17 protein-coding genes are annotated in these 17,666 nt (G+C 70.4%); 10 read left to right on the top strand and 7 right to left on the bottom strand.

Translation table 11 applies throughout. The features are described 5' to 3' along the window. Together O6P37_RS25430 and O6P37_RS25425 are read left to right on the top strand one after the other, a co-directional pair. A partial coding sequence (locus O6P37_RS25430; protein ID WP_269896684.1) for an HNH endonuclease signature motif containing protein occupies positions 1-1,078 on the top strand: 1,078 nt, incomplete at its 5' end. 38 nt (positions 1,079-1,116) lie between these two features. Beyond that, the gene (locus tag O6P37_RS25425) at positions 1,117-1,494 is read left to right on the top strand and encodes a pyridoxamine 5'-phosphate oxidase family protein (RefSeq protein ID WP_269896683.1); all 378 of its coding nucleotides are present in this window, start codon (positions 1,117-1,119) and stop codon (positions 1,492-1,494) included. Between the two features lie 15 nt (positions 1,495-1,509). Here the strand turns inward: O6P37_RS25425 and O6P37_RS25420 are convergent, their stop codons facing one another. The 4 genes from O6P37_RS25420 to O6P37_RS25405 form a co-directional block, all read right to left on the bottom strand. Next, positions 1,510-2,721 carry a hypothetical protein gene (locus O6P37_RS25420; protein WP_269896682.1) on the bottom strand — a complete coding sequence of 404 codons (1,212 nt, stop codon included), beginning with the start codon at positions 2,719-2,721 and terminating at the stop codon, positions 1,510-1,512. Between the two features lie 108 nt (positions 2,722-2,829). Continuing rightward, positions 2,830-4,413, bottom strand: a complete 1,584-nt coding sequence (gene mbtM, locus O6P37_RS25415; RefSeq protein ID WP_269896681.1) for a long-chain-fatty acid--ACP ligase MbtM — start codon at positions 4,411-4,413, stop codon at positions 2,830-2,832. 398 nt (positions 4,414-4,811) lie between these two features. Then, on the bottom strand, positions 4,812-6,437 hold the full coding sequence (groL, locus tag O6P37_RS25410; RefSeq protein ID WP_269896680.1) for a chaperonin GroEL: 1,626 nt from the start codon (positions 6,435-6,437) through the stop codon (positions 4,812-4,814). A 183-nt stretch (positions 6,438-6,620) separates the two neighbouring features. Further along, a complete protein-coding gene (locus O6P37_RS25405; protein ID WP_269896679.1) occupies positions 6,621-7,178 on the bottom strand; it encodes a TetR/AcrR family transcriptional regulator in 558 nt (185 codons plus the stop codon). A gap of 98 nt (positions 7,179-7,276) precedes the next feature. Between O6P37_RS25405 and O6P37_RS25400 the strand changes: the two genes are divergently transcribed. The 4 genes from O6P37_RS25400 to O6P37_RS25385 all read left to right on the top strand — a co-directional run bounded on the left by O6P37_RS25400 (position 7,277) and on the right by O6P37_RS25385 (position 11,038). Continuing rightward, complete coding sequence (locus O6P37_RS25400) at positions 7,277-8,170, top strand: SDR family NAD(P)-dependent oxidoreductase (RefSeq protein WP_269896678.1); 894 nt, start codon at positions 7,277-7,279, stop codon at positions 8,168-8,170. Positions 8,171-8,200: 30 nt separating this feature from the next. After that, entirely contained in the window at positions 8,201-8,701 is a 501-nt protein-coding gene (locus O6P37_RS25395) for a cupin domain-containing protein (RefSeq protein WP_269896677.1), read from the top strand. Positions 8,702-8,745: 44 nt separating this feature from the next. Beyond that, complete coding sequence (locus tag O6P37_RS25390; RefSeq protein WP_269896676.1) at positions 8,746-9,126, top strand: hypothetical protein; 381 nt, start codon at positions 8,746-8,748, stop codon at positions 9,124-9,126. Between the two features lie 205 nt (positions 9,127-9,331). Next, the gene (locus O6P37_RS25385; protein ID WP_269896675.1) at positions 9,332-11,038 is read left to right on the top strand and encodes a DEAD/DEAH box helicase; all 1,707 of its coding nucleotides are present in this window, start codon (positions 9,332-9,334) and stop codon (positions 11,036-11,038) included. Positions 11,039-11,041: 3 nt separating this feature from the next. Here the strand turns inward: O6P37_RS25385 and O6P37_RS25380 are convergent, their stop codons facing one another. The 3 genes from O6P37_RS25380 to O6P37_RS25370 are packed head-to-tail and all read right to left on the bottom strand — an operon-like array spanning position 11,042 to position 13,878. Further along, a complete protein-coding gene (locus O6P37_RS25380; protein ID WP_264015198.1) occupies positions 11,042-11,857 on the bottom strand; it encodes an HAD-IIA family hydrolase in 816 nt (271 codons plus the stop codon). A 27-nt stretch (positions 11,858-11,884) separates the two neighbouring features. Next, positions 11,885-13,333, bottom strand: coding sequence for a PH domain-containing protein (locus O6P37_RS25375; RefSeq protein WP_269896692.1), 1,449 nt, complete (start codon positions 13,331-13,333; stop codon positions 11,885-11,887). Between the two features lie 38 nt (positions 13,334-13,371). Beyond that, positions 13,372-13,878 (bottom strand): PH domain-containing protein, encoded by a 507-nt coding sequence (locus O6P37_RS25370; RefSeq protein ID WP_269896674.1) that lies wholly within the window; start codon positions 13,876-13,878, stop codon positions 13,372-13,374. Positions 13,879-13,918: 40 nt separating this feature from the next. Between O6P37_RS25370 and O6P37_RS25365 the strand changes: the two genes are divergently transcribed. From O6P37_RS25365 to pssA, 4 genes are read left to right on the top strand one after another with little or no spacing between them, the layout of a single operon-like run. Further along, on the top strand, positions 13,919-14,839 hold the full coding sequence (locus tag O6P37_RS25365) for an SDR family NAD(P)-dependent oxidoreductase (protein ID WP_269896673.1): 921 nt from the start codon (positions 13,919-13,921) through the stop codon (positions 14,837-14,839). A gap of 6 nt (positions 14,840-14,845) precedes the next feature. Further along, positions 14,846-16,051 (top strand): molybdopterin molybdotransferase MoeA, encoded by a 1,206-nt coding sequence (gene moeA, locus O6P37_RS25360; RefSeq protein WP_269896672.1) that lies wholly within the window; start codon positions 14,846-14,848, stop codon positions 16,049-16,051. Between the two features lie 43 nt (positions 16,052-16,094). Further along, entirely contained in the window at positions 16,095-16,802 is a 708-nt protein-coding gene (locus tag O6P37_RS25355; protein ID WP_269896671.1) for a phosphatidylserine decarboxylase, read from the top strand. Next, positions 16,799-17,665: a CDP-diacylglycerol--serine O-phosphatidyltransferase gene (gene pssA / locus O6P37_RS25350; protein ID WP_264015193.1), complete on the top strand. Its 867-nt coding sequence runs from the start codon at positions 16,799-16,801 to the stop codon at positions 17,663-17,665. Before O6P37_RS25355 ends, pssA begins: the two co-directional genes overlap by 4 nt. Position 17,666: the final 1 nt, after the last annotated feature.

The following is a 17,666-nucleotide window of genomic DNA, read 5'->3' as shown; positions in this document are numbered from 1 at the left end:
CCGCGCCGTCTGCGACGACGACCCCCGCACCCTGAGCGAACGACGCGCCGACGCCCTCGGCGCACTCGGCGCCGGCGCAACAGTCCTGGCCTGCGCCTGCGGCGAGACCGACTGCCCCGCCACCAGCGACACCCCCACCCCCGCCCGCAACACCATCGTCTACGTCATCACCGACGCAGACGAGAGTGCCGGCGAAGCCGCGGCTGACGTGGAAGAGGCCGCGGACGAAGGCGACCACGGGGCGGGTGCTGACGAGGCGGCAGACACTGGGGCGGGCGGCGCTACCTACGCCGAGTGCCGGCCACCTCACGGCGAAACCCCCGGAACGCCATCTGAGAACACCGCCGACGCCGTCCCCGCGGATCCAGCGTCCGCCCCGGAAGCAGCAGCCCCGGCTTCGCCACCCGAGGACACCGCCGTCCCCGCCGATCCGGCGCCCGAACCCGCGCCCGCGCCGACCCGCAAGTCACAGCGGCCGATGGCGTTCGTGCTGGGCGCCGGGATACTGCCCACCGCGCTGCTGGCCGAGACCACCGGCACAGCCCGCCGCCGCACCGTCCGCCATCCCGGCGACGCCGCACCCGAACCCCGCTACACCCCCTCACGCGCGCTCGCCGACTACATCCGCTGCCGCGACCTGACCTGCCGCTTCCCCGGCTGCGACAAACCCGCCGACCGCGCCGACATCGACCACACCATCCCCTACCCCGCCGGACCCACCCACGCCTCGAACCTCAAGTGCCTGTGCAGGTTCCACCACCTCCTGAAAACCTTCTGGTGCGGGCCATCGGGGTGGACCGACGTGCAATACCCCGACGGCACCATCGTGTGGACCGCACCCACCGGCCACACCTACACCACCCGCCCCGGCAGCGCCCTGATCTTCCCCACCCTGTGCCGACCCACCGGCAACCTACCCCCACCACCACCAGGCACATTGCCGGACAACACATTCCGCGGCGTCAAGATGCCCACCCGCCGACGCACCCGCGCCCAGAACCGCGCCCAACGCATCGCCGCCGAACGCAAAATCAACGACGACTACGTCGCCGAACGCAACACACCCCCACCCTTCTGAGGCACTGGGTCAACACCCGGTCGCCGTATTGTCGGGGCATGAGTGTCAAGGTGGACATCGCCGAACTGTCCGGTGCGCTGGCCGACTACTCCTATGCCTACCTGGTCACCGTCGGCGACGACTACCGCGCTCACACCGTCGCGGTCGAACCGTCACTGGCCGGCGGCGTCCTCTCCATCACCGGAGTCGGTCGTCGCACCGGCGACAACGCAACGCGGCACAGCGACGTCACCCTGGCCTACCCGCCGCGGGACGCCGGCGGCTACACCTTGATCGTCGACGGGAAGGCCGACGTTTCCGGCGACACTCTGACCATCACACCCAACGGCGCAGTGCTGCATCGCAGAAGGGCAGCAGATTCGCCGGCGACTGCCACCGGATGCGGTGACGACTGCGTGCCATTGTCCGGCGAGTGAACCGAGCCGACCGGGTCAGCCGGTGGCGTCCTCCGACGACTTCTCGTCCGACTTCTCGGCGCGCTTCTCTGACTTCTCCGACTTCTCGGCGCGCTTATCTGCACGCTCTTCTGCCCGGTCAGCCTCAGGCTCGCCCGCCTCGTCGCCTGACGTGTCGCCCTTCTCGGCCGAACGACCGCCGTGCACAGCGCGTTTGATGCTCTCCCGCACACCGATCCTGATGTCCTTGATGCCCTGACGGAGCGACGCCCGCGGCTTCGGAGCCTCCGAGGGCGCGTTCGCCTCGGCATCGGCGTCCGCATCGACGGTCTCGGCTGCCGCGTCATCGGTCTCCGACGCCTCCACCGACGTCTCGATCGACGGCCGCTTCCAGTCGAACCGCATCTCGAAGCCGCTCAACGGATTCGGATTCAGCTCGGCACCTTCCGGCAGCTCGGCACCTTCCGGCAGCTCGGCGCCTTCCGGCAACTCGGCGCCGAGAAGCTCCTCGGTGACCTCCGGCGCGTCAGCGGCTTCGGGTGCCAATCCCCATTGCACCTCCCGCTCCGGTGGCTCCTGTCCCCACGGGGTGAGCAGACCAGGTGCCGGGATCGGCGTGCCGCCGACCTCGCCGGTCACCAGCGGACTCAGATCGCCGTACCCGCCGAACAGCAGGCCGTCGATGACATGGCCGGGTGCGGCGGCGATCCCCTCGAAGAACCCCGCCACGTCACCCGTCGTCGTCGGGTAGTAGATCCCCTCGTGCGCGATGCCGGCGGCGCCGATCGCACTCAGCAGCGGACCCACGAGCCGCACGGTGGTGTACTCCACCAGTCCCGGCAACTGCCCGATCGCCTCGGCGTGGTCGGGGAACGCATCGGCGAGCACCTCGGCGACCGCATCGTTGAGCGGTCCGATCACCAACGGCGCCACGGGCGCCAGGAACGAGTCGGCCACCAGGGCGTAGTTCCAGTGCAACAGCTCCGCGTCAGGCCACTGGGCATTCACCTGCTCCCAGATGGCCGGGAAGTCGTTGGCGAGTCCGTCGACACTCTGCTCGAGCGCGGCCACGGCGCCGGCCACCAGGGTTTCGGCGTAACCGGTCAGCGCCACCGACTGCGGCCCGGCGACGACGACGTGCGGCGCCACCGCAACGGCCTCCTCGCCCGGCAGCGAAACGACCGCCGACCAGGTGATGGCGCCCGCACCGGCAACAGCAAGGCCAGCAGTGAATGACCGTCGAAACACTCTGCAGCCCAGACCTTCTGCGGCAAGCGCACTTGGGGTAACCGGATATCGGGACAGACAGTAGCCGAGTTCGCCCCAGGAATGGGGCCTTCCCTTGTGCAGCGCCTGTCAGTCCGCGGCGCCGACGATGCTGCGCTTGACTTCCAGCCTCTTCAACTTGCCCGAGGACGTGCGCGGCAGCGACCCGGGCCGGACGAAGGTCACGTCCGACGGCACCACACCGCATTCCGATGCGACCTGCTGGATGACCTGGGTCCGCGCGTCGTCCTCGTTGGGTCCGCGGAACTCCGCGACGATGGCCAGGCCGGGCCGGATCGATCGTTCTCCGACGCCGACCGCGACCACGGCGCCCTCGCGCACGCCGTTCACCTGTGCGGCAACTCCCTCGACCTCGGCCGGGAAGATGTTGCGTCCCGCGACGGTGATCAGTTCCTTGGCCCGTCCGCACACCACCAGTCCACCGTCGACGAAGTAGCCGAGATCGCCTGTGCGGAACCAATCGCCGGGACCGTGCGCCGTCTCGCCGACGTATCCCGACATCATCGACGTGCCCCGGATCAGGACCTCTCCCACCTCACGGTCCGAGCCGTCGGCGCTCACGTCGTCGCGCGGTTCGATCCGCACCTCCATGCCGTCGATCGCCTCGCCCAGCACGGTGTGCCTGCGCGGGGTGGCGCCGGTGTCCGTCTGCACCACCGTCTCGTCGACCATCAGACCGCGTCCCGGCACGGGCACCGTGACCGCACACGTCGCCTCGGCCAGACCGTAGGACGGCGCCAGGGCGCCGGCGTCGAAACCGAACCGGGCCATCTCCGTCGCGAAGCGCTGAGTGAGTTCGAAGTCCACCGGCTCACCGCCGTTGAGGGCGAATCGCAGGCGACTCAGGTCGATCCCGGTGACTCGCCGGGAGTACTTGCCGATCATGCCGTACGCCATGTTCGGCGCGGCCGTGATGCTCGCGCCGCCCTCGCTGAGCCAGTTCAGCCACCGGAACGGCGACGCCTGGAACGCCGCGGTGGGCGCTTGCCACACCTCGACGCCCGCCAAGGCCCCGGACAGCAGGAAACTCAGCCCCATGTCGTGGTACAGGGGCAACCAGGAACATCCGACGTCGTCGGAGATGTCGACGCCGATGCGGGCGTTCAGCCCCTGCAGGTTCGCCAACACGGCGTCGGGCGACAGTCGCACGGTGCGCGGAGATCCGGTGGATCCCGCCGTGCCCTGCAGGATTGCGACATCGACCGATGCCGCGGGAGCGGTGAACGTGCTGGAACGCCGGGGGTGCGCGACGGCGGCGACGTCGTTCAGCATCTGCGGCTCGACGATCGACCCGAGTCGCTCCAGGTAGCTGCCGTTGCTCAGGATGCGCTGCACACCAATGTTCTTCAGACGGTCGACCGTCGAGAGCGCCCACTGTCCGGAGTCGGCGCCGCGCACGGGTCCCGGCAGGATCGACACCGCGGCGCCGGCGACGAAGGCGCCGACGATCGAGGCGATGAACTCGACTGTGGGCTCGCCGACCAGGCCGACCGCGCTCACCCCGTCGTCCAGCAGCCGCTCCGCGACGTTCTCCGCCCTGACGAAGACCTCGGGCCAGGGGTGCCGAACCCAGTCACCGTCGCCGAGGACCACCAGATCGTTCGGGCTGTGCCTCAGAGTGTCGGCCAGCGCCGCCCCGAGCGAACTCGTCATCGGTTCCTCGGCCCTGAAGTCGCACAGCGGCGCAAAGAAGTGGTCGGAGAACCGGGGAGGACCGGACGCATGTTTGCGTGCGTCCACGACAGCAACAACACGGGACGACGCTACGCAATTCATTGACGAATTGGTAGTTCTACGTGCACGCGCATCGCGAATCACGCACGCCGCGCACGGTTGCCGCACTCCCGCACGGTGACTCGCGATCTTGATCTCATGCAACAGCTGTCACACCGCGCGAAGAGATACGCATGCGGGCGAGCCGCGAATCGGTTCGATCGGCCAGGCTCGGCGAACGATCCCGCCTGCGCCGCCGGACGCCCGTCGAGCGCGCACGAAAAAGCCCGGCCTGCAAGCAGGCCGGGCCTTCCCGTGTTGTTCTGGTTGAGCAGGACTCAGAAGTCCATGCCGCCCATGCCACCGGTCGGGTCGCCCGCGGGTGCGGACGACTTCTCCGGCTTGTCGGCGACGACGGCCTCGGTGGTGAGGAACAGCGCCGCGATGGACGCCGCGTTCTGCAGCGCCGAGCGGGTGACCTTCACCGGGTCCGCGACGCCGGCCTTGAGCAGGTCCTCGTACTCACCGGTGGCGGCGTTGAGGCCGGTGCCGGCAGGCGAGTTGGTGACCTTCTCGGCGACGACGCCGGGCTCGAGCCCGCCGTTGAACGCGATCTGCTTCAGCGGGGCCGACAGCGCGACGCGAACGATGTTCGCGCCGGTCGCCTCGTCACCGGTGAGCGACAGCTCATCGAGCGACGGAGCCGACTGCAGCAGAGCCACGCCACCACCGGCGACGATGCCCTCCTCGACGGCGGCCTTCGCGTTGCGGACGGCGTCCTCGATGCGGTGCTTGCGCTCCTTGAGCTCCACCTCGGTGGCAGCTCCGGCCTTGATCACCGCAACACCGCCGGCCAGCTTGGCCAGGCGCTCCTGCAGCTTCTCGCGGTCGTAGTCGGAGTCGCTGTTCTCGATCTCGGCGCGGATCTGGGCCACCCGGCCCTGGATCGCGTCGGCATCGCCGGCACCCTCGATGACCGTGGTCTCGTCCTTGGTGACGACGACCTTGCGGGCCTGGCCCAGCAGCGTGATGTCGGCGGTCTCGAGCGACAGACCGACCTCTTCGCTGACGACCTGGCCGCCGGTGAGGATCGCGATGTCCTGCAGCATCGCCTTGCGGCGATCACCGAAGCCCGGCGCCTTCACGGCGACGGACTTGAAGGTGCCACGGATCTTGTTGACCACCAGGGTCGACAGGGCTTCACCCTCGACGTCCTCGGCGATGATCAGCAGCGGCTTGCCGGCCTGGATGACCTTCTCCAGCAGCGGAAGCAGATCCTTGACGGTCGACACCTTGGAGCTGACCAGCAGGATGTAGGGATCCTCCAGGACGGCTTCCTGGCGCTCGGCGTCGGTCACGAAGTAACCCGAGATGTAGCCCTTGTCGAAGCGCATGCCCTCGGTGAGCTCGAGCTGCAGGCCGAAGGTGTTGGACTCCTCGACGGTGATGACACCCTCGTTGCCGACCTTGTCCATGGCCTCGGCGATCAGGTCGCCGATGGACTGGTCGCCGGCGGAGATGCCCGCGGTGGCAGCGATCTGCTCCTTGGTCTCGACCTCCTTGGCCGACTTCAGCAGCGTCTCGGTGACCTTCTCGACGGCCTTCTCGATGCCGCGCTTGAGGCCGAGCGGGTTGGCGCCGGCCGCAACGTTGCGCAGACCCTCGCGCACGAGCGCCTGGGCCAGCACGGTGGCGGTGGTGGTGCCGTCGCCTGCGACGTCGTCGGTCTTCTTGGCGACCTCTTTGACCAGCTCAGCGCCGATCTTCTCGTACGGGTCCTCCAGCTCGATCTCCTTGGCGATGGACACACCATCGTTGGTGATCGTGGGGGCGCCCCACTTCTTCTCCAGGACGACGTTGCGGCCCTTGGGGCCCAGCGTCACCTTTACCGCGTCGGCGAGGGCATTGAGGCCCCGCTCGAGGCCGCGACGGGCCTCTTCGTCATACGCAATTGTCTTGGCCATTGCGAAGTGATTCCTCCGAACAAGGGATTTGCACGTCTTTGTGGCCGGGCCCAGTGCCCGCGACGGACGACTCGGGTGTGCTCCGCATACGCGGACCCGTGTCTCACCGTCCCGACCTAGCACTCACTGGTCGCGAGTGCCAACTGCATTTCTAGCACTCGACCAGGGCGAGTGCAAGGTAGTTCAGCCCGCGCGGAGGCCGTCGACGATGACCGCCACCACCCGGTCGGCGATACCGGCGCCGTGATCCTGGGTGGACTTGCACACCATCAGCAATGCCTTCACTTCGGCCGGACCGACGTCGGCCCGAACGGTGCCCGCGCGCTGACCGGCCGCCAGCAGATCGGTGAGCACCTTGACGAACGCGGCTTCGGCGCCGGGTGCGGCCTGGTCGATGTCGACGCCGTAAGTCGCCAGCGCGTCGGCCATCCCGTGGTCCACCGCGGCCGTCCGCACCATCTCGCGCAGGAACTCGAAGAGCGCCGATCCCGGATCGTCGGCGAGCAGGGACTCGGCGGCGGCCACGATGCTGCGCACCCGGTCCTCGATGACCGCCTGGAACAGCGCCTCCTTGGTCGGGAAGTGCCGGTAGACGGTGCCCGGGCCGACGCCGGCGCGGCGGGCGATCTCGTCGATCGGCACCGCGACGCCCTCGGCCGCGAACGTCTCGTAGGCGACGGCGAGAACCCGCGCACGGTTGCGGGCGGCGTCCGCGCGCAACGGCCGTGACGTCTCGGTCACCACAATCGGTCCTTCCGGTTGACAAAACGGAGCGCGCGTTCCGTATAGTCGGAGGAACCGGAGCGCACGTTCCGAATTCATTCTAACGAGGAGGACCCATGTCCCGCTGGAGCACCGCCGACATCCCCGACCAGACCGGGCGCACCGCCGTCATCACCGGCGCCAACACCGGCCTCGGCTACGAGACCGCCGCCGCCCTCGCCGCCCGCGGGGCACGCGTCGTGCTCGCCGTGCGCAACCTCGACAAGGGCAAGGCCGCCGCCGACCTGATCGCCGCCCGAAACCGCGGAGCCGACGTGTCGGTGCAGGAACTCGACCTCACCTCACTGGAGTCGGTGCGCGACGCGGCCGAGGCGCTTCGGGCCGGTCTCGACCGGATCGACCTCCTCGTCAACAACGCGGGCGTGATGATGACGCCGAAGGCCACCACCAGCGACGGGTTCGAGCTGCAGTTCGGCACGAATCACTTCGGCCACTTCGCCTTCACCGGGCTGCTCCTCGACCGGCTGCTCGAGTCGCCGGGATCGCGGGTGGTGACGGTGAGCAGCATCGGCCACCGCTTCGGCCGCATCCGCTTCGACGACCTGGGATCTGAGCGCGGTTACTCCAGGATCGGCGCCTACGGACAGTCGAAGCTGGCCAATCTGCTCTTCACCTACGAACTGCAGCGCCGCCTCACCACCACCGCCACCACCGCCCTCGCCGCCCATCCCGGAGGGTCGAGCTCCGAACTGGCGCGCTATGCGCCGCCCGTGGTGCAGCTCCTCTTCCGCCCGCTGGAACAGAGCACCGCGATGGGCGCACTGCCGACGCTGCGCGCGGCGACCGACCCCGGCGCGCTCGGTGGCCAGTACTTCGGTCCGGGAGGTTTCGCCGAGCTGCGCGGCTTCCCGAAGGTGGTGTCCTCGAGCGACCGGTCGCACGACGTCGCGGCACAGCAGCGGCTCTGGTCGGTGTCGCAGGAGAAGACCGGCGTGATCTTCCCGGTCTGATCCCGTATCGGGCGGGATACGCTCGACCACGTGTCGCTGGTCGTTCCGCCCTATCCCCCGCCCCGATACACCGAGGACGAGCCCGAGGTGAGTGCGTGGCTCAAACGGGGTGACGAGCCGCCGGACTACGACTCCTTCGGCCTCGTCCAGTACCACTACCTCGCCAACCAGCAGGCGACCGGCGGCGACTACGGGCTGTACCGCGTCGAGATCGCGCCGAAGGGCGGCGGACCGGGACCGCACTACCACCGGGCCATGTCCGAGGCGTTCTTCGTCCTGTCCGGCAGCATCAAGCTCTACGACGGCACCGACTGGCTGGACGGGACGCGCAACGACTTCCTCTACGTGCCGCCCGGCGGCATCCACGGCTTCCGCAACGAGGCCGACGAACCGGCGTCGATCCTCATGCTGTTCGCACCGGGTGCGCCGCGCGAGCACTACTTCGAGGGGCTGGCCCAACTGGGAGAGCTGACCGACGAGGAACGCCGCGAGTGGTTCATCGCCAACGACAACTTCTTCGTCGAGCAGTAGCGGCCGCTGTCGCGGTCGGCCTGACTCTCGTGCTCGCAGGCTGCGTGACGTCGGATGAAAGTGGGGCGGCGCAGCGAATCGCAGACGCGATCCGCCCATTGCCCGGGGTCGCCGCGGTCGACAACGACTACCGGAAGACCTTCACCCACGGCGAGAATTTCGACCTCACCGTCGAGCTCGCCCCGGACGCCACCGCGGATCAGGCTCAGCGCGTCGCCCGGACCTTCGTCGCCGAATCCGAAGGTGTGGGGTTCGGCGAGCCGATCGCCGCGGCACTGAACCGGCTCGACCGGCCGGTGGAACTCACCATGGACGGCGCCGGCGACTACATCCGGATCACCGTCGGCGGGTGCCGCCGCCACGATCCGGGCCACCGCCCATCGCGGGGCGAGGCGAAGTTGGCCCAGATCCACGAACGGTGCTGATGACGGCGGGCGCGGTCGTTTGCTCCGCGGAATGGCCCGGCGCCCCGCAGGCGGAGTGATCGCCGCGACCGGCCGCTCCGGGGCGCGGACCGCCCAGCGCCGCGCCCACCCAGCGGACACGCCGGGCCACCCGGCGCGGGCTGCGGATGTGCGCCGCCGGAATCCGTTGTAATAGACTGCCCCTCGATCGGTGAGGAGACCTTGGGTGCGGGCATACGCAGCGCCCGACACCCAGGCCTTGCGAGGCTGGCAGCGTCGGGCATTGGTGAAGTATCTCGGCGCCAAGCCGCGGGATTTCCTCGCCGTCGCCACCCCCGGTGCAGGTAAGACGGCGTTTGCCCTGCGGATCGCCGGGGAACTGCTGGCCGACGGCACCGTCGACCGGATCACCGTCGTGGTCCCCACCGAACACCTCAAGGTCCAGTGGGCCGCGGCCGCCGCACGCGTCGGCATCTCGCTCGACCCGCGGTTCAGCAACTCCGCGGCGCAGCACTCGTCGGAGTTCCACGGCGTGGTGGTCACCTATGCGCAGGTGGCCAGCCACCCCTCGCGGCACCGCGTCCGCACGGAGAACTACCGGACCCTGGTGGTCTTCGACGAGATCCACCACGGCGGCGACGCAAAGAGCTGGGGCGAGGCGATCCGCGAGGCGTTCGACGACGCGACGCGCAGACTTGCGCTCACCGGCACGCCGTTCCGCAGCGACGACTCCTCCATCCCGTTCGTCCGATACGAGCACGGCCCCGACGGATTCGCGCGCTCGCAGGCCGACCACACCTACGGGTACTCCGACGCGCTGGCCGACGGCGTCGTGCGGCCGGTGGTGTTCTTGGCCTACTCCGGCGAGTCACGCTGGCGCGACAGCGCCGGCGAGGAGCACTCGGCCCGGCTGGGCGAACCGTTGAGCGCCGAGCAGACCGCCCGCGCCTGGCGCACCGCGCTCAACCCGGCGGGCGAATGGATGCCCGCCGTCATCGCCGCGGCCGACCGGCGGCTGGAGCAGAAGCGCCGGCACGTGCCGGACGCCGGCGGCATGATCATCGCCTCCGACCAGACCGCCGCGCGCGCCTACGCCGAGCTGCTGACCCGGCTCACCGGCGAAGCGCCGACGATCGTGCTGTCGGACGATCCGGGCTCCTCGGACCGGATCAGCCAGTTCTCGGCGGGTACCAGTCGCTGGCTGGTCGCGGTGCGGATGGTGTCCGAGGGTGTCGACGTCCCCCGCCTCGCCGTCGGCGTGTACGCGACGAGCGCGTCGACCCCGCTGTTCTTCGCGCAGGTGATCGGGCGCTTCGTGCGGTCGCGCAAGCCCGGCGAGACGGCCAGCGTCTTCCTGCCGTCGGTGCCCAACCTGCTGCTGCTCGCCAGCGAGATGGAGGCGCAGCGCAACCACGTCCTCGGCAAGCCGCACCGCGAGGAAGAGGGCCTCGACGACGCCCTGCTCGAGGACGCCAACAAGGCCAAGGACGAGCCCAGTGATCTGGACAACGGCTACGAGATGCTCGGCGCCGACGCCGAACTCGACCAGGTGATCTTTGACGGCTCGTCATTCGGCACCGCGACACCCGCGGGCAGTGAGGAGGAGGCCGACTACCTCGGCATCCCGGGCCTGCTCGATGCGACACAGATGCGGGACCTGTTGAGCCGCAGGCAGGAAGAGCAGCTGACCAAGCGGACCGCGTCGGGCGCCGCCGCCGCCGAGCCGGCCCTGATGCGCGCCACCCACGGTCAGATCCGGGAACTGCGCCGCGAGCTCAACGCGCTGGTGTCCATCGCCCATCACCGCACCGGCAAGCCACACGGCTGGATCCACAACGAACTGCGCAGGCTGTGCGGAGGACCTCCGGTGGCCGCGGCCACCACCGATCAGCTCAAGGAACGCATCGAGGCGGTCCGCACCCTCAAGGCTTGATCGCTACAGCCCGAGCAGCGGCGGCAGGTCGGCGACCGAGTCGATCACGTGGTTGGGCTGCATCGCGAATTCGTCTGCGGCCCAGCGGTCGAGCGTGTCCTGGCGGAACTTGCCCGTGCGCACCAGCACTCCCGTCATGCCGACCACCTGGGCCGCCAGCACGTCGTTGTTGAGGTCGTCGCCAACCATGTACATCTCGTCGGGGTCGACGCCGAGCCTGCGCGCCGCGGCCAGGAAACCCTCGGGTGCCGGCTTGCCGACGGCGGTGGCCTTGCGGCCCGACGTCTCCTCCATGCCGAGCAGATACATGCCGGTGTCGATGCGCAGGCCCTCGGTGGTGTTCCACGACGTGCTGCGGTGCATCGCCACCACCGGCACACCCTGGGCCATCCAGTCGTACACCCAGCTGAGGGTGAGGTGGTTGTACTCGCGGCCCGCACCGCCCAGCAGCACGACGTCGGGCCGGTCGGGCGTGCCGCCGTCGTCGAACTCGTCGGAGTACACCAGGTCGACGCCCGGCATGTCCTCGCCGATCCGGCCGCTGTTCACCAGGAAGCACTGAGCTCCGGGATACCGCTCCCGGACGTACTCCGCGGTGAGGACCGCGGCGGTGATCACCTCGTCGGCGGTGACGTCCATACCCGCGCCGGACAGCAGTTCGGCGATCTGCCTGCGTGTCCTGGTGGTCGTGTTGGTCAGGTACGACCGTGCGATCTGGTTGTCCGCCAGCGACCTCAGCGTGTCGGCGGCTCCGGCGATCGGCTGCCATGACGTCACCAGGACGCCATCGATGTCGAACAGCACTCCACCGACGGCCATGCTGCAAGACAGTAAACGGCGAATGCTTCAGCGCAACTCGGGCCCGGCTCCGGTGCGCGCCCATCCGGTGCCTGTGAGCCACGGCGACACCCCGGCGGCGACCGACCACGCCGCCCCGGCGGGCACGTCGACCACCCGGTAGGCCTTCACCCCCGCGGCGGTCGCGGCGACCAGCGTGGCGACCCCGGCGCGCCGCTGGAACCAGGACTGCCGCACCGTCCAGCCGACGACGCCGGCACCGTCGACACAGTCCCGCCGCCGCTCGAGGCTGCCCGAACGGGCGACCAGCCAGCCGTCGTCGACGCGGTGGCCCAGCGACCGCGACCGGTCCGCCGCGAGCAGTGCGCAGCACACGGTGAGCACCGCCCACACCGGCCATACCCAAAGAGGCATCGAGACAACGAAACTCGTCCCGCCCATGACGATGGCAAGCAGTGCGGGACCGATCAGCGCGCGCGTCCAGCGCCGCCGGGTGGCGGCCGGGCCGTGCGCACGCAGCGCGCCGGTGACGGCGGCAGGATGGTCGATCAGGTCCGTGAGCACCCACCGCGCGGTGTCCGCCGGGCAGGGCGGCAGCAGCAGCGACGACTCGCCCGCACCGTCGACGCCGGTCATCACCGCGTCCAGCCGGGCGCCGCCGAACATCCGCACCAGCAGCGGCTCCCGCAGTGTGCCGCCCCGCAGCCGGCGCATGTCGTAGGTGTGCTCACGCACCCGCACCACACCGTGCACGAGGTGCAGTACGTCACCGTCACGGCGAAGCACGAGGTTCCCGTACGTCGTCAACGACCTCAGCACCGACAGCACCACCGACGCGACCACCACCGCCAGCACGACGACCGTCACGCTGGCCACCACCCCTGCGCGCTCCGCGGCGTCCAGACCGGAGCGCACCAGCCCCGAATCCTGCACTTGCACAACGTATCCCACCTGATACACCAGCCCGAACGCGGCGGCGATCATCGCCAGGCCGGTGAAGCTGAGCGGGCTGTACCGCAGCCAGGACGGCTGCCACCGGGCGAGCACCCGCCCCGGTGGCGCCGGGTCCTGCTCGGTGTCCCCGCCGGCGCCGGCCAGCGAGTCGGCCAGCAGCACGGCCCGCAGCCGTGGCACCTCGACCGCCTCGACCGCGTCCAGTGCGAACGCCGCGTCAGCGCGGGCCTCCTGCCCGGTGCTCAGCCGCAGCACCGTCAGCCCGAACACCCGGTGCAGCAGCCGGGCGTCCGTCGACACCGAACGAATCCTGTTGCGCGGCACGGACAGCACGTTGCGCTGCAGCACCCCGGCGCGCAGCTGGACCTCGTCGGCGTCGATACGGTAGGCGGTGGTGAACCACCGCGCGACGCCGTACCCGACGGTCGCCACCAGCGCGGCGACCGCCCACAGCGGGTTGCCGGTCGCCGAACCCAGCACCACCGAACCGATCAGCACCGGCACCTGGCGCACCACCTCGTGCACGGGATGAACCAGCAGCATCCGCGGGCTCAGCCGCTGCCACACCGGCGCGGGCTCGGTCACGTGGCGTCCTGCTCGCCGAGTGCGGCGATGTCGGTCAGCTGCGCCACGACGCGGTCGGCCACCTCGGAGTCGAGCGCGACGATGTGCACCGCCCCCGCCGAGGACGCCGTCGTCACCGTCACGTTGGCCAGGCCGAACAGCCGGTCGAGCGGACCGCGCTGGGTGTCGACGGTCTGCACCCGCGAGATCGGCGCGATCCGGCGCTCCTGCATCAGCCAACCGGTGCGGGTGTACACCGCCCGGGAATCGATCTCCCAGCGGTGCACCCGGTACCGCCACATCGGCGCGATGCCGACGAACACCACCACGCCGACCGCCGGAACCGCCAGCACCAGCCACGCCACCCACTGCGGCTGCGGGTCGAGTGCCAGCCACACCAGCAGCCCGGCCAGCAGCGCCAGCCACGGCACGGCGGCGCCGATCGCCCACACCAGGGGCGCCTTCCGGCTGGGCGGGTTGGCCGGATCGGTCAGCGTCACGGTCTGACGGGGCGCACCGTTCATCCTTCGAGCATGACCGATCGGCGTGGGTAGGGTTTCGATCATGAGTGCTGACACCAAGTGGGGCGCGGGCGACGTGCCGGACCAGACCGGGCGCGTCGCCGTCATCACCGGCTCCAACACCGGGATCGGTTACGAGGCCGCCGCCGTGCTGGCCGCCCGCGGCGCGCACGTGGTGCTGGCCGTGCGCAACCTCGACAAGGGCAAGGCGGCCGTCGACCGGATCACCGCGGCGACGCCGCACGCCGACGTCACGCTGCAGCAGCTCGACCTGACCTCACTGGACAGCGTCCGGCGGGCCGCCGACGACCTGCGTGCCGAGTACTCCCGCATCGACCTGCTGATCAACAACGCAGGCGTGATGACGACGCCGAAGGCCACCACGTCCGACGGCTTCGAGCTGCAGTTCGGCACCAACCACCTCGGCCACTTCGCGCTGACCGGGCAGGTGCTCGACAACATGCTGCCCGTCGAGGGGTCGCGGGTGGTGACGATCAGCAGCAACGGCCACCGCTTCGGCTCGATCAACTTCGACGACCTGCAGTCCGAGCGCGGCTACAACCGGCTGCGTGCCTACGGCCAGGCCAAGCTCGCCAACCTGCTGTTCACCTATGAGCTCAACCGGCGGCTGTCGAAGAAGGGCGCGCCGACCATCGCCGTCGCCGCCCACCCCGGCAGCTCCAACACCGAGTTGACCCGAAACCTGCCCGGCGTGATCCGCAGGCCCGTCGAGCTGGTCTGGCGCCAGATCGCCCAGGACGCCGCCGGCGGCGCACTGCCCACGCTGCGCGCGGCCACCGACCCGCAGGTGCGCGGTGGCGAGTACTACGGCCCGGACGGCATCGGCGAGCAGCGCGGGCACCCGAAGCTGGTGCAGTCCAACACGAAGTCCCACGACGAGGACGTGGCGCGGCGGCTCTGGACGGTGTCCGAAGAGCTCACCGGCGTCACGTTCCCGGTGTAGCCGTCGATGCGCTCCGTCTCCGAACACCAGAGTGTTGTCGCCGGCCTGATCGCCGCCCGGCCGTCTGTCACCCTGCTGCTGACCGAGGCGCTCGGGCTGGTGCTGGCCGCCGACGTCGTCGCGCCGCTGTCACTGCCCGGCTTCGACAACTCCGCCATGGACGGCTACGCCGTGGTGGCCGACGACGTCGCGGGGGCGAGCGCCGAGCACCCGGTGCGGCTGCCGGTCGCCGCCGACATCCCGGCCGGCCGGACCGATCCGCTGACCCTGGCGCCGGGCACGGTGCACCGCATCATGACAGGGGCGCCGCTGCCGTCGGGCGCCACCGCAGTGGTCCCGGTCGAGGCCACCGACGGCGACTTCACCGCCACCCCCGACACCGTGGAGATCCGGATCGCACCCCGGCCGGGCCAGCACGTCCGCCGCGCCGGCGAGGACGTCACCGCGGGTACCACCGTCCTCACGGCGGGCCAGCCGGTCACCCCGGCCGCGCTCGGGCTCGCCGCAGCGCTGGGGCTCGGTGAACTCACCGTGGTGCCGCGGCCCCGCGTGCTCGTCATGTCGACGGGCACCGAGCTCGTCGCACCCGGCACGCCGCTGCTGCCCGGCCAGATCTACGAGTCCAACGCGGTGATGCTGGCGGCGGCCGTGCGCGACGCCGGCGGCGAGGTGGTGGCGGCGCCGATGACCGGTGACGACGTCACGGCCTTCCACGACACGCTGGCCCGCTACGCCGGGCAGGCCGATCTGATCATCACCACCGGCGGGGTGAGTGCCGGCGCCTACGAGGTGGTCAAGGACGCGCTCGCCGCGACGGTCGAGTTCGTCAAGGTCGCGATGCAGCCGGGCATGCCGCAGGGCGCCGGGCGCGTCGGCGGCACGCCGATCGTCACCCTGCCGGGCAACCCGGTCAGCGCGCTGGTGTCGTTCGAGGTGTTCCTGCGCTCGCCGCTGCGGGCGGCGATGGGCGCCACGCAGCCGCGACGGCCCCGGCGCGCGGCCGTGCTCACCGAGGACCTCACCTCCCCGCGCGGCAAGCGGCAGTTCCGCCGCGGTGTGCTGGACGCCGACAAAGGCACCGTCACCAGCTACGGCCCGCCCGCATCCCACCACCTGCGGTGGCTCGCCTCGGCCAACTGCCTGCTGGAGATCGGCGAGGACATCACCGAACTCCCGGCCGGGTCGACGGTCGCGGTGTGGGATCTGAGCTAGCTGGCCGGATTCTCGACACCGTCCGCACGTAGAATCCACCCCGATGGCCAGACGCCCAAGAACCGAAGAGCTCCAATCCGGCCCCGAGCGGTTGATGGCCCTGGTCCGGACAACCGTTCCGCCGGTGCACCCGGCAGGCCTGCCGTTCATCGGCGCCGGTCTCGCGCTGGCGGCCGCCGGTCGCCGGAACCGCTGGCTGCGGGGCGCGGGCCTGCTCGCCGCCGGCGCCAACGCCGCGTTCTTTCGGCATCCGCCGCGGGTGCCGCCGACGCGCCCCGGCGCGATCGTCGCTCCGGCCGACGGGCTGATCTGCCTGGTCGAGGACGTCGAACCGCCCGCAGAACTGGGGCTGCCCGCGCGTCCCCTTCCGCGGGTCAGCATCTTCCTGTCGATCTTCGACGCCCACGTGCAGCGCGTTCCGATCAGCGGCGAGGTGACTTCGGTGGTGCACCGGCCGGGGCTGTTCGTCTCGGCCGAACTCGAGGCCGCCAGCGAGGACAACGAGCGCAACAGCCTCGTCATCCGGACGGAGTCGGGCGCCCAGGTGATCGCGGTGCAGATCGCCGGCCTGGTCGCGCGGCGCATCGTCTGCGACGCCAAGGTCGGCGACAAGGTCTCGATCGGCGACACCTACGGGTTGATCCGCTACGGCTCCCGCCTCGACACCTACCTGCCGGAGGGCTCCGAGGTGCTGGTGCTGCCCGGGCAGCGCGCCGTCGGCGGGGAGACGATCCTCGCGGAGCTGCCGTGATCAAGCCCAGGGTGAAGCGTCCCGTCGTGAGCCTGCGCATGCTGCCCAGCGCGATGACGGTGGCCGCGATCTGCCTGGGGCTGTCAGCGGTGAAGTTCGCGCTCGACGACCGTCCGACCGAGGCGATGGCGTTCCTGGCCGTGGCCGCCATCCTCGACGCCCTCGACGGCCGCACGGCGCGGCTGCTCAACGCCACCTCGAAGATGGGCGAGGAGATCGACTCGCTGGCCGACGCGGTGAACTTCGGTGTGGCGCCGGCGTTCATCGTCTACGGCACGCTGCTGTCGCAGTCGCGGATCGGGTGGATCGTGGTGCTGTTGTACGCGGTGTGCATCGTGCTGCGGCTGGCCCGGTTCAACGCGATGCTCGCCGAGGACCAACCGGGTTACATGAAGGAATTCTTCGTGGGCATGCCCGCGCCGGCCGCGGCCATCGGCGCGATCGGCCCCTTGGCGGCCAAGATGCAGTTCGGCGAGGGCTGGTGGACGTCGGAGCCCGCCGTCGTCATCTGGATGATCGGGGTGTCGCTGCTGGCGGTCAGCAGCATCCCGATGCGCAAGGTGCACACGTTCGCCATACCGCCGAGCGCGGTGGTGCCGCTGCTGGTGCTGCTGGCGCTCGGGGTCGCCGCGTCGATCCTCTACGGCTACCTCGTGCTGATGGCGATCATCCTGGCCTACGTGATCCACATCCCGTTCGCGATCCGCAGCAGCCGATGGGTGGCCGCCCATCCCGAAGCGTGGGACGACAAACCGAGGCAGCGCCGTGCCACCCGGCGGGCCACCCGCCGGGCCACCCGCCGCGCCCAGCCGTACCGGCGCTCGGTGGCGCGCCTCGGACTGCGCAGACCTCCGGACCGGTGAC

The sequence above is a fragment of the Mycobacterium hippophais genome, from assembly GCF_027529605.1.
Lineage (GTDB): Bacteria > Actinomycetota > Actinomycetes > Mycobacteriales > Mycobacteriaceae > Mycobacterium > Mycobacterium arseniciresistens.
The sequence above is the reverse complement of the archived record's forward strand: the minus strand, read 5'-3'. Positions and strand labels throughout refer to the sequence as shown.